We start from the raw sequence: 11,708 nt of genomic DNA, 5'->3' as shown, positions 1-11,708 counted from the left end.
GGCTGTCCTTTTACTGATGCACGGCCAGCTGGTAGGCCGTGTACTTGCGAATGTTGATCACGCCGGTGTCGAAGATCAGGTATTGACCCTTGATGCCCATCAGCGTGCCTTCGACCACCGGGGTCTTGTCCAGGTTGAAGCTGACGATCTTCTTGGGATAGGCCTCGACCGGGTAGCGCATCTCGACTACCTCGGCATCGGGCAACGGCTGGATGGCCTGCAGGCCGAAGCGCTCCTGCAGGGCGCGAATGCCGTCCGCGCAGGCGTCGAAGATCTGCTCGCGCACCGCGACCAGGTCGAGCACCTCGGCATCGCCCTTGAGCAGCGTGCGCCAGTTGGTGCGGTCGGGCACCTGGCTGCGCAGCACGTCCTCGACCAGGCCCGACTGCTGCCGGGTGGCCACGCGCATGATTGGCAGGGCCTGGCTGGCGCCCTGGTCGAGCCAGCGGGTCGGCAGCTGGGTGGCGCGGGTGATGCCGACCTTGATGCCGGAGGAGTTGGCCAGGTACACCACATGGTCGGTCATGCAGAACTGCTCGCCCCACGACGGCTCGCGGCAGGTGCCGTGCTCGTAGTGGCAGCGCTCCGGCGCCATGATGCACAGGTCGCATTGCGCCAGCTTGGTCATGCACGGGTAGCAGTAACCCTGGCTGAAGCTGGTCTTGGTGCGCTTGCCGCAATGGCTGCAGTGGATGGCACCAAGGTATTCCAGGCGCAGCGACTTGCCGATCAGCGGGTTGACCGGCACCTGTTCATCGCCGAGGCGAAAACTGTACTGCACGAACGGTGCTTCAAGACGCACCGACATCTTGCTCAAAGAGCCACGAGCGAGTTCGATCAATGCACTGAGTCCGACTTGAACAGGATGTTCTCGATCGGCGCCGACTTGGACGCGCATTCCTGGGCGTTCATGTAGCCAGTGCGCTGGTCCTCGGGCAGGTTCTGGATCTCCCAGGCGATCACCGCCTGCAGCGAGAGCTCTTTCTGCTCGGTGGTCAGCTTGCGGCCATCGGACCATTTGCCCAGTTCCACGGCCGTTTTCAGGCTCTGGTAGATCTCGGGAGTGATGTTTTCAATCATTTGCGCGAAAGTGGACATAGTGTCTCCATGATTCAAGCCGACAGTTTACGCCGGGCCAGCGCCCCGCCCAAGAGCCCGCTCAGGCATCCGATCAACAACCCGCCGACATGCGCGGCGTTGGCGATCTGGCCGAAGCCGAGCAGGCTGACCAGCCCGGACATGCACACCACCAGCCACACGAGCATCATCACCAGCACCCCGCGTGGCAGGCGGAACAGCGGATGCGGCGCCAGCCACTGGTACAGCCAGACATGCCCGAGCAGGCCGTACAGCACTCCCGACAGCCCGCCGAACAGGCTCGGGCCGCCCGCCAGGTCCTGCGCCAGGTTCGACACCAGGCTGAACAGCAAGGTCAGCGCGGCCAGCACCCACGGGCCCTGACGCTGCTCGATGCGCCGCCCCAGTTCCCAGTACCACAGCCCGTTCATGGCCAGGTGGAGCACGCCGAAGTGCACCAGCATGGGCGACACCAGCCGCCACCACTGGCCCTGTGCCAGGCTGTCGGCCAGCGGGGTGAAGTACAGGTAGTCGCCCTGCACGCGAAAATCGAGAAAGGTCAGCCAGCTCAGGCTCGCGAGGTTTTCACCCAGCCCGGTCACGCCGGCCACCACCAGGCACGCCAGCAGCACGGCGGCGGTGACCTTGCCCGAGCGCAGTTGCTCGGCGAACGAGGGCCGCGCAGGCTCGATGGCGGCGTCGGCGGGCAGTTCCAGCTCGGCGTCGCCCTCGGGGAAGCGCTGGTACAGCTGCAGCACGTCATCGGCCAGCCCTTCGGCGACCCAGAGCACCTGCTCCTCGCCCTCCTCGCTGACCCGGTGCGGCACCTGCAGGCGGCGCAGCAGGCCGACAAAACCGCTCAGGTCGACCGCCAATGGCAGTCGCATCACTTCGATCACATTCATTGGCTGTCCTGCGGGCGTTCGACATCGACCCAGACGAACTTGTGCGGGTCGATGCGGGTTTCATCATCCAGTCGGTAGGCGACCAGCTTGCCGTACAGCACGGCACTGTAGTCCAGGCAGGCCAGGTTGGCGCGCAGCGGCGTGGGCCGGCCGCTGCGCCAGTAATGGCCGACGAACAGCAGCGGCTGGTCCTCGGGGTAGCGCAGCAAGGCATTCTTCTGGGTGTGGCTGAGCAAGGTGCTGGCGACGGTCTCCGGCAAGGCATCGGGCTGAAAGACGATATCGCCGTAGGTCTGCGGGTCTTCTTCCCAGAACTTGGTGCGGAAGAACGCCCGGGTCAGGCCGTCGCCACCGGTCAAGGTCAGGCCATCGGGCAGGCGCATGTCGGTGCCGCGCAACAGCCGGTTGCACACGGTGGAGGCGAAGCTGCCGGACACCGACGAGGCCTGCACGAAATGCGCGTCGATGCGGCCATCGGGATGCTGCTGGCGCAGCGGCTCGATCAGTTCGGGGTCCCAGCAGGCGTGCACCAGGCGAAAGCGCTCGGCGTCGACGAACAGCGGCAGCTCGTAAAACCACTGCAGGAAGTCATGCCAGTCGCCGGGGTGCTGGGCGAACTGCTCGAGGGTTTCTTCGATCAGCCGGGCGTGGCGCGGCGTGTGCTCGCGCACGTGGGTCTTGCCGCTGGCGGGCAGCGCCGGCGTGGTCCAGGCCAGCGCGTTGTATTCATGGTTGCCCATGATGCAGTGGGCCTGCCCCGCCGCGACCATGTCGTGGACGATGTGCAGCGCCTCGCGGATCCGCGGGCCGCGGTCGATGATGTCGCCCAGGAACAGCGCCTGGCGCCGGGGATGACGCCAGACGCCGCCCTGGCGCTTGTAGCCCAGGGCGTCGAGCAGCCGTTCAAGGGTCAGGGCACAGCCATGTACGTCACCAATGATGTCGAAACTGCGCGCCGGGTCGATCATCAGTCGCCTCCACCGCCTAGTCGACTGCCCCAGCCGAGCTTGGTGCGGCAGACTTCATAGTAGTTGTGGTCCAGCGGATGGATCAGGCGCAGCTTCTGCGGCTTCTTGTTCACCGTGATGGTGTCGCCGGGGGCGCAGGTGAAGTGGTTCTGGCCGTCGCAGGACACCTGCGGGTAGATCTGCAGGTCCTGGGAGACGACGATCTTCAGCTCGCTGTTGCCGTCGACCACGATCGGCCGGCCCGACAACGTATGCGGGTACATCGGCACGATGACGATGGCGTCGAGCTTGGGGTGCATGATCGGCCCGCCCGCCGACAGCGCATAGGCCGTGGAGCCGGTCGGCGTGGCGACGATCAGGCCGTCGGCCTTCTGGCTGCAGACGAACTGACCGTCGATGTAGATCTCGAACTCGATCATGCGCGTCGACTTGCCCGGGTGCAGCACCACGTCGTTGAGCGCGTCGCCCTGGCCGATCGCCTCGCCGTGGCGGCGGACCTCGGCCTGGAGCAGAAAGCGGTTCTCGACCAGGTAGTGGCCGTCGAGCACTTCGGCGACCTTGACCTCGAGCTCGTCGGGGCGGATGTCGGTGAGAAAGCCCAGGCTGCCGCGGTTGATGCCCAGCACCGGGGTGTTGTGCCGCGCCAGGGCACGGGCGGCGCCGAGCAGGCTGCCATCGCCGCCGACCACGATGACCAGGTCGCAGACCTCGCCCAGCAGCTTGCGCGTCGAGGTCTGCAGGCCGTGGCCGGGCAGGACTTCGGCGATGGTGTCCTCGAGGATCACGTGCAGATGGCGCTGGAGGAGGAATTTCTTCAGCCGGCGGATGGTCTCGAGCACCTGGGAGCTGCCTAGGCGTCCGATGATACCGATATTGCGAAATTGCTCCATGGGACTCCTGCAAGGCTCTGCGACGGGGTGAAAACGCGCGTGGCGCTCTGATGAGGCGATTATGGGCGAAAGGGCCAGCCAGCGGCAAACCGTTGAACGCGCTGAAGGCCGCGTCGGGAAAGGCTATGCTCGCAGGATGAACCCCTTTGCCGAACTTTTCGAGCTGCCTCGCCAGCTGCGCCAGGCGCCGGTGCGCGACCTTGCCTGGGTAATCCTGTCGCCGCCAATGCTGCAGCACACGCCCTGGCCGCAACGTCATCCCCTGGCTGGCAGCGGCTGGGTGAACGATCTTGAGCGCCTGCATGACTGGCTGCGGGCCCTGGACCGCGACAGCCAGCCGCTGTGCCAGTGGCTGGCGGGCATCACCAGCCATCGCCTGGGCCTGTACTACGAGCGGCTGTGGCAGTTCGCCCTGCGACAGGCGCCGGGCGTCGAACTGCTGGCCGCCAACCTGCCGATCCGCAACGGCGGGCACACCTTGGGCGAGCTGGATATCCTGATGCGTGACGCCGAGGGCGTGCACCACCTGGAGCTGGCCGTGAAATTCTACCTGGGCCCGCCCGATGGCGATGGCACGGACGCCGGTCTCTGGCTCGGTCCTGGCTGCCACGACCGGCTGGGGATCAAGCTTGCGCACCTGGCCGGGCACCAATTGCCGATCTCGGCGCGTCTTGAGGGCCGGCAGGCCCTGGCGGGGCTGGACATCGAGGCTGCCCACGCGCACCTGTGGCTGGGGGGTTACCTGTTCTATCCGTGGGGCGGGCACGTGCAGGCACCCTCAGGCGCAAGTCCTGCGCACTTGCGCGGATGCTGGCTGCACCGTCGTGACTGGAACACCTGCCGCGGCCAGGCCGGGCCAGGCCGCTGGCAACCCCTGCCCCGCCACGCCTGGCTGGCGCCAGCGCGGGTCTCGGCGCGGGAGTGCTGGTCGAAAGCGCAGCTCGATGAACACCTGCATGCGCTGCCAGAGGGGTTCAGGGCGCAGTTGCTGGTGCGCCTGGAAGAACAGCCCGACGGCGACTGGCAGGAGGCGGAGCGAGTGTTTCTGGTCGCGGACGGCTGGCCGCTGCTTTAGGCTTCGTACGAAACGAGCCTGCCAGGCGCAGGGTAGCCCCTTCGCCCTTGCAGGCCGCCGGTGTGCACGAAGATCAGCCGGGTGCCTGCGCTGAACAGGCCTGCCTCGACCTGTTCGCACAGGGCCAGCAAGGCCTTGCCGGTGTACACCGGCTCCAGCGGCATGCCCGTCTCGGCCTCGCTTTGCTCGATGAACGCCAGCAGCCGCGCGTCGGCCTTGGCGAAGCCGCCCAGGCTGGCGTCATGCAGGCGGTAGCCGTCCTCGCCCGCCAGCTCGCGAAGGTTTTCCTCGACGCCATGACCCGGCGGTACCGCGCAGGCGCCATGCACTTGATGGACGCCGGCTTCCGCCCGGACCAGACCCGCCAGGGTGGTACCGGTTCCGGCCGCGAGCCACCAGGCGTGGTAATCCTCCCAACCCAGCGAGGCCAGTTGCGCGCGGGCCTGTTCGACGATCAGCGCGCAGCCCGACAGACCTGCCTTGCCGCCGCCGCCCTCGGGAATGCAATGCCAGCCAGGATAGCGCTGCTGCCAGGGCGTCCAGAAATCCGCCTGGTGCCGCGCGCGATAGCCGCCATAACCCAGCCAGTGCAACTCCATGCCCAGGGCGTGCAAGTCGCGCACGGTCGGCGTGTCCTGCTCATGCCCGCGCAGCAGCCCGGCGGTGGCGAAGCCAAAGCGCTGGCCCGCCGCGGCCAGGGCGTGCAGGTGGTTGGAATGATTGCCGCCCAGGCTGATCAGGCCTGGCGCTCCGGCATCGCGGGCCTGGCGCAGGTGTTCGCGCAGCTTGAAGCTCTTGTTGCCGGAGATCAGCGGGTCGATCAGGTCGAGGCGCAGCACTGCCACCTCGACCCCCGCTGTTTTCAGCCACGGCAAGGCCAAGGGTTGCAACGGCGCCCGGGGCAGGTCGAACAACGCCTGCGTCATCAGAGCCCGGCCGCCAGCCGCGAGCCCTGGTTGATGGCCCGCTTGGCATCCAGTTCGGCCGCCACATCCGCACCGCCGATCAGGTGCACCGATTGCCCCGCCGCCAGCAGGCCATCGTGCAGTTCGCGCAGCGGGTCCTGGCCGGCGCAGATCACCACGTTGTCGACGGGCAGCACCTGCGGCTCGCCCTCGCCGATACGGATATGCAGGCCGTCATCATCGATCCTCAGGTACTCGACGCTGTTGAGCATCCGCACCTGCTTGTTCTTCAGGCCCGTTCGATGGATCCAGCCGGTGGTCTTGCCCAGCCCGTCGCCGACCTTGGAGGCCTTGCGCTGCAGCAGGAAGACCTGGCGTGCCGGGGCATGGGGCTCGGCATGGATGCCGGCAACACCGCCGCGGGCCTCGAGGCGGGTGTCGATGCCCCACTCTTTCCAGAAGGCCTCGCGGTCCAGGCTGGTGGCCACACCCTGGTGCACCAGGTATTCGGACACATCGAAGCCGATGCCGCCCGCGCCAATCACCGCGACGGTCTTGCCAACCGGCTTGCGCTCGAGCAGCACGTCCAGGTAACTCAGCACCTTGGCATGCTCCACGCCTGGGATGGGCGGAACGCGCGGGGTGATGCCGGTGGCCAGGATGATCTCGTCGAAGCCCCCGGCGACCAGGTCGTCGACCGTAACCCGGGTGTCCAGGCACAACTCGACGCCGGTCACTTTCAGCTTGCGCTTGAAGTAGCGCAGGGTCTCGAAGAACTCCTCCTTGCCGGGCACACGCTTGGCGACGTTGAACTGACCGCCGATCTCGCTGGCGCTGTCGAACAGCGTCACCTGGTGACCACGCTCGGCGGCCACGGTCGCGGCGGACAAGCCCGCAGGCCCTGCGCCCACCACGGCAATGCGCTTTACCTGCGCCACGGGCAGGTAGTTGAGCTCGGTTTCATGGCAGGCCCGCGGGTTGACCAGGCAACTGGTCAGCTTGCCGCCGAAGGTATGGTCCAGGCATGCCTGGTTGCAGCCGATGCACGTGTTGATCAGGTCCGGCTGGCCGGCGGCGGCCTTGTTGACGAAATCGGCATCAGCGAGAAACGGCCGGGCCATCGACACCATGTCGGCATCGCCCGCGGCCAGCACTGCCTCGGCCACCTCAGGCGTATTGATGCGGTTGGTGGTGATCAGCGGAATGCTCACGGCCCCTCGCAGCTTGGCCGTAACCTTGGTGAAGGCCGCGCGTGGCACCTTGGTGGCGATGGTCGGGATGCGCGCCTCGTGCCAGCCGATGCCAGTGTTGATCAGGGTGGCGCCGGCCTGCTCGATGGCCTGGGCCAGCTGCACGATCTCCTGCCAGATGCTGCCGCCCCCGACCAGGTCGAGCATCGACAGGCGGAAGATGATGATGAAGTCCGCCCCCACCGCCTCTCGAACCCGGCTGACGATCTGCACCGCCAGGCGCATGCGGTTTTCGAAGCTGCCGCCCCAGCGATCGCTGCGGTGGTTGGTGTGCGCGACCAGGAACTGATTGATGAAGTAGCCTTCGGAGCCCATGATCTCGACGCCATCGTAGCCGGCCTGCCGCGCCAGCCGCGCGCAGGTGACGAAGTCGGCGATCTGCTTCTCGATGCCAGCTTCGTCCAGTTCCCTGGGCTTGAACGGGTTGATCGGCGCCTGGATCGCGCTCGGCGCCACCAGCCGCGGGCTGTAGGCGTAGCGGCCGGCATGCAGGATCTGCAGGCAGATCTTGCCGCCCTCGGCATGCACCGCCTCGGTGACCACGCGGTGCTTGTCGGCCTCCTCGGAGGTCGTCAGCATGGCCGCGCCCGAGTAAACCCCGCCCTCATCGTTAGGCGCGATGCCCCCGGTGACGATCAGCCCCACCCCGCCCCGCGCGCGCTCGGCGAAATACACCGCCATGCGCTCGAAACCGCCGGGACGTTCTTCCAGGCCGGTGTGCATCGAGCCCATCAGGGTGCGGTTGCGCAGGGTGGTGAACCCCAGGTCGAGCGGGGCCAGCAGGTGCGGGTAGGGGACAGCGGCCATAGGGACTCCACGGCAGGTGTGATCACGGGAATGCGGGCTGCCTCGGTGGGGCCCGTCGTTGATATGAGGGTGACATTAGACGGGTGCTTGAAGACGCTCAATGACTAGAAGTGACAGATTATTGATTGCTTCGCGCAGGGCCATTGTCAGTTCTGGCCTCTTCGCTGGCAAGCCAGCAAAGAGGCCAGAACTGACTCACCGCACCACGAGAAACCACAACCCCTTGACGAATCTTCCTGCATGGTATTACCTGAAACCGGTTTCAGAGAAAACCTAGCCAATAATTCCAACAAAGGTTCAGGCCGTGTCGTCTTCCACCCAAGCCACCCTGCCCCGGGTCACCATCCAGGACGTCGCCAAGCATGCTGGCGTTTCCAAAGCCAGCGTCTCGCGCTTCATCGGCGAGGACCGGGACCTGCTGTCCGAACTGATCGCCGGGCGCATCGAGAAAGCCATCAACGACCTGGGCTATCGCCCCAACCAGATGGCGCGCGGGCTCAAGCGCGGCCGTACGCGGCTGATCGGCATGCTGGTGGCCGACATCCGCAATCCCTATTCCGTCGCCGTGATGCACGGGGTCGAAACCGCCTGCCGGCGCCATGGCTATAGCCTGGTGGTGTGCAACACCGGCCAGGACGACGAGCAGGAACGCCAGCACCTGGCGGCCCTGCGTTCCTATAACGTCGAAGGCCTGATCGTGAACACCCTGGGCCATCACCCGGACGAACTGCAGGCGCTGCAACGGGAACTGCCACTGGTGCTGGTCGACCGCAAGGTGCCGAACCTTGCCAGCGACCTGGTCGGCCTGGACAACCGCGGCGCGGTGGCGCTGGCCCTGGAGCACCTGCTGCTGCGCGGCTACCGCGACCTGGCGCTGGTGAGCGAGCCGCAGGATGGCAACAGCTCCCGTCAGGAGCGCTGCGATGCATTCACGGCCTGGACAGCCAACCGGCCAGGGATCGCGGGACAGATCCTGCGCATGGGCGGCTCGTTCACCAACGACCTGCTGCATTTCCTTGCCGAACCCGGCCCTGGCCCCAAGGCCCTGTTCTGCGCCAACGGCACCGCGACGCTCAAGTGCGTCAGGGCCATGCGTGACCTGGACACCGATGTCGGCCTGATCGCCCTGGACGACCTGGACTGGCTGCCGCTGGTCGGCACCGGGGTCACCGCCCTGGCCCAGCCCACCGAGCAGATCGGCATCACTGCGTTCGAGTGCCTGCTCGAGCGCCTGCGGGGCAATGACGGCCCGCCGAAGGTGTTCGATTTCCCCTGTCAGCTGATCATTCGCGGCTCTACCCCACCCACCCCATGACCTGGCGGCAGCGGCCTTGCGCCGATGCCATTCGACCTGTTTTGAAACCGGTTTCAGAGGATAACAACAATGACTCTACATCCCGTATCGATCAGCCTTTCCAGCTATGGCGCCGAGCTCGTCCGAGCGCGCGGTCAGGCAGCCTTCGTCCCCGTGCTCGCGCAGGCAGGTGCCCGCCTGATCGAGTTGCGCGAAGAGCTGATGGCTGACCAGGAGCACCTCCACCTGCAGCCGGGCATCGCCGATCACGGCCTGGACTGCGTGTATTCGTCGACGCTGGAGCTGTGGCAGGCCGATCAGGCCGAGCCCTGCGCGCACCTGGCGATTGCCCTGCAACGCGCCAGCACGTGCGGCGCCAGATGGCTGAAGGTTTCGCTCGGGTTCTTCCATCCAGGCTGCGACCTGCACCTGCTGGCCAAGACGCTGGACGGACAGCCGGTGCGCGTGCTGGTGGAAAACGACCAGACCGCCCAGGGCGGCAAGATCGACGCGCTGGAGCGGTTCCTGACCCAGGCGCGGGCGCTTGGGGTGCCGGTGGGCATGACCTTCGATATTGGCAACTGGCAATGGCAGGCGCAGTCGGCGCTCGAGGCAGCGCAGCGCCTGGGCCGCTTTGTCGAGTACCTGCACTGCAAGGCGGTGGCGCGAGGCGCCAGTGGCAAGCTGGTCGCCGTGACGCCTTCCACGCATGACCTGCAGGCCTGGCAGTCCTTGCTTGCCTGGTTCCCGCGGGGCCTGGTCCGGGCGGTCGAGTACCCATTGCAGGGCGATGACCTGCTCTCCATCACCCGCGCCGAAGTGCTGAAGCTTGCGCAGCTGGACGTCGCCGAGCAGGAGGTGGCCCATGGCTGACATCCTGTGCTTTGGCGAGACCATGGCCATGCTGGTGGCCGAGCAATGCGGCGACCTTGACCAGGTCACGCACTTCCACAGGCGCATTGCCGGGGCCGACAGCAATGTCGCCATCGGCCTTGCCCGCCTGGGCTTCGATGTCACCTGGCTGAGCCGGGTCGGCAATGACTCGCTGGGCCGCTTCGTGCTGCAGAGCTTGCGCGATGAGGGCCTGGACTGCCGGCACGTGGCCGTCGACCCGCTGCGCCCGACAGGCTTCCAGTTCAAGGGCCGTACCGATGACGGCAGCGACCCGGAAGTGGAGTACTACCGCCGCGGCTCGGCCGCCAGCCACCTGAGCATCGCCGACCTGCCAGAGCGCCAGCCACTGCCGCGCCACCTGCACGTCACGGGGATTCCACCGGCGTTGTCCGCCGCCACGTGCGAGCTGGCCGAACACTTGCTGGTGCGCCAGCGCCAGGCGGGGGGCAGCAGCTCGTTCGACCCCAATCTGCGCCCGCGGCTGTGGGCCAGCGAGCGGCAGATGATCGACACCCTCAACCACCTGGCCAGCCACGCCGACTGGGTGCTGCCGGGCCTCGCCGAGGGGAGCCTGCTGACCGGCTATGAAACCCCGCAGGACATCGCGGCCTTCTACCTCGACCGCGGCGCCAAGGCGGTCGCGATCAAGCTCGGCGCCGCGGGTGCCTACTACCGCACCGCCGAGGACCAGTCCTTCGTCGCCGCGCAACCGGTGGCCAAGGTGGTCGACACCGTCGGCGCCGGTGATGGCTTCGCCGTGGGCCTGATCAGCGCGCTGCTCGAACAGCAGTCGCTGCCTGAGGCCGTGGAGCGCGGCAACTGGATCGGCAGCCGCGCGGTGCAGAGCCGGGGCGACATGGAGGGCCTGCCACGACGCAGCGAACTGACCGTGACCGCCTGATTACCCCATTGCTGATGTTACCTGTCGCGACAACAACAAGATGCCAGGAGCAAGACCATGCAAACAGCCAAACTCGCCACCCGCCGCTGGTGGTACATCATGCCGATCGTCTTCATCACCTACAGCCTGGCGTACCTGGACCGCGCCAACTACGGCTTCGCCGCCGCCTCCGGCATGGCCGCCGACCTTGCCATCACGCCGGGCCTGTCGTCACTGCTCGGCGCGCTGTTCTTCCTGGGGTACTTCTTCTTCCAGGTGCCGGGGGCCATCTACGCCCAGCGCCAGAGCGTGAAGAAGCTGATCTTCGTCAGCCTGATCCTCTGGGGCAGCCTGGCCACGCTGACCGGCGTGGTGTCGAACGCCTACTGGCTGATCGGCATCCGCTTCATGCTCGGAGTGGTCGAGGCAGCGGTGATGCCGGCCATGCTGGTGTACCTGTGCCACTGGTTCACCCGTGCCGAGCGCTCGCGCGCCAACACGTTCCTGATCCTGGGCAACCCGGTGACCATGCTGTGGATGTCGGTGGTCTCGGGCTACCTGGTCGAGCACTACAGCTGGCGCTGGATGTTCATCGTCGAAGGGCTGCCCGCGGTGCTCTGGGCGTTTATCTGGTGGCGCCTGGCCGATGACCGTCCCGCGGACGCCAAGTGGCTCAGCGCCAGCGAAAAACACGACCTGCAAACCGCCCTGGACGCCGAACAGGTCGGTCTCAAGCCGGTGCGCTACTATGCCGAAGCCTTCC

General features: G+C 66.8%; 12 protein-coding genes. 5 read left to right on the top strand and 7 right to left on the bottom strand.

Annotation, left to right across the window (positions count from 1 at the left end):
* Positions 1–10: 10 nt before the first annotated feature.
* Genes VJS90_RS04435 through VJS90_RS04415 form a run of 5 tightly spaced genes read right to left on the bottom strand, consistent with a single transcriptional unit; the run spans position 11 to position 3,840 of the window.
* Positions 11–841, bottom strand: a complete 831-nt coding sequence (locus VJS90_RS04435) for a DUF2797 domain-containing protein (protein WP_324119451.1) — start codon at positions 839–841, stop codon at positions 11–13.
* Positions 838–1,098, bottom strand: a complete 261-nt coding sequence (locus tag VJS90_RS04430; protein ID WP_324119449.1) for a YeaC family protein — start codon at positions 1,096–1,098, stop codon at positions 838–840. Before VJS90_RS04430 ends, VJS90_RS04435 begins: the two co-directional genes overlap by 4 nt.
* Positions 1,099–1,112: 14 nt before the next feature.
* Positions 1,113–1,982 (bottom strand): rhomboid family intramembrane serine protease, encoded by an 870-nt coding sequence (locus VJS90_RS04425; RefSeq protein WP_324119447.1) that lies wholly within the window; start codon positions 1,980–1,982, stop codon positions 1,113–1,115.
* On the bottom strand, positions 1,979–2,950 hold the full coding sequence (locus VJS90_RS04420; protein ID WP_324119443.1) for a metallophosphoesterase: 972 nt from the start codon (positions 2,948–2,950) through the stop codon (positions 1,979–1,981). The genes VJS90_RS04425 and VJS90_RS04420 overlap by 4 nt, the downstream gene beginning before the upstream one ends.
* Positions 2,950–3,840 (bottom strand): NAD(+) kinase, encoded by an 891-nt coding sequence (locus tag VJS90_RS04415; RefSeq protein ID WP_324119441.1) that lies wholly within the window; start codon positions 3,838–3,840, stop codon positions 2,950–2,952. The genes VJS90_RS04420 and VJS90_RS04415 overlap by 1 nt, the downstream gene beginning before the upstream one ends.
* Positions 3,841–3,901: 61 nt before the next feature.
* Here VJS90_RS04415 and VJS90_RS04410 point away from each other — a divergent pair, with 61 nt between their 5' ends.
* Positions 3,902–4,915: a DUF1853 family protein gene (locus tag VJS90_RS04410; protein ID WP_324119439.1), complete on the top strand. Its 1,014-nt coding sequence runs from the start codon at positions 3,902–3,904 to the stop codon at positions 4,913–4,915.
* Here VJS90_RS04410 and VJS90_RS04405 read toward each other — a convergent pair.
* Both VJS90_RS04405 and VJS90_RS04400 read right to left on the bottom strand, forming a co-directional pair.
* Entirely contained in the window at positions 4,912–5,841 is a 930-nt protein-coding gene (locus VJS90_RS04405; RefSeq protein WP_324119437.1) for a 1-aminocyclopropane-1-carboxylate deaminase/D-cysteine desulfhydrase, read from the bottom strand. The genes VJS90_RS04410 and VJS90_RS04405 overlap by 4 nt on opposite strands.
* Positions 5,841–7,877 carry an NADPH-dependent 2,4-dienoyl-CoA reductase gene (locus tag VJS90_RS04400; RefSeq protein ID WP_324119435.1) on the bottom strand — a complete coding sequence of 679 codons (2,037 nt, stop codon included), beginning with the start codon at positions 7,875–7,877 and terminating at the stop codon, positions 5,841–5,843. Before VJS90_RS04400 ends, VJS90_RS04405 begins: the two co-directional genes overlap by 1 nt.
* 304 nt (positions 7,878–8,181) lie before the next feature.
* Here VJS90_RS04400 and VJS90_RS04395 point away from each other — a divergent pair, with 304 nt between their 5' ends.
* From VJS90_RS04395 to VJS90_RS04380, 4 genes are all read left to right on the top strand, one after another.
* A complete protein-coding gene (locus VJS90_RS04395) occupies positions 8,182–9,192 on the top strand; it encodes a LacI family DNA-binding transcriptional regulator (protein WP_324119433.1) in 1,011 nt (336 codons plus the stop codon).
* A gap of 69 nt (positions 9,193–9,261) precedes the next feature.
* On the top strand, positions 9,262–10,044 hold the full coding sequence (locus VJS90_RS04390) for an AP endonuclease (RefSeq protein WP_324119431.1): 783 nt from the start codon (positions 9,262–9,264) through the stop codon (positions 10,042–10,044).
* The gene (locus tag VJS90_RS04385) at positions 10,037–10,966 is read left to right on the top strand and encodes a sugar kinase (protein WP_324119430.1); all 930 of its coding nucleotides are present in this window, start codon (positions 10,037–10,039) and stop codon (positions 10,964–10,966) included. Before VJS90_RS04390 ends, VJS90_RS04385 begins: the two co-directional genes overlap by 8 nt.
* Positions 10,967–11,023: 57 nt before the next feature.
* On the top strand, positions 11,024–11,708 hold a 685-nt coding region (locus VJS90_RS04380), incomplete at its 3' end, for an MFS transporter (RefSeq protein WP_324119428.1).

The sequence above is a fragment of the Pseudomonas sp. genome (assembly GCF_035277045.1).
GTDB lineage: Bacteria > Pseudomonadota > Gammaproteobacteria > Pseudomonadales > Pseudomonadaceae > Aquipseudomonas.
The sequence above is the reverse complement of the archived record's forward strand: the minus strand, read 5'-3'. Positions and strand labels throughout refer to the sequence as shown.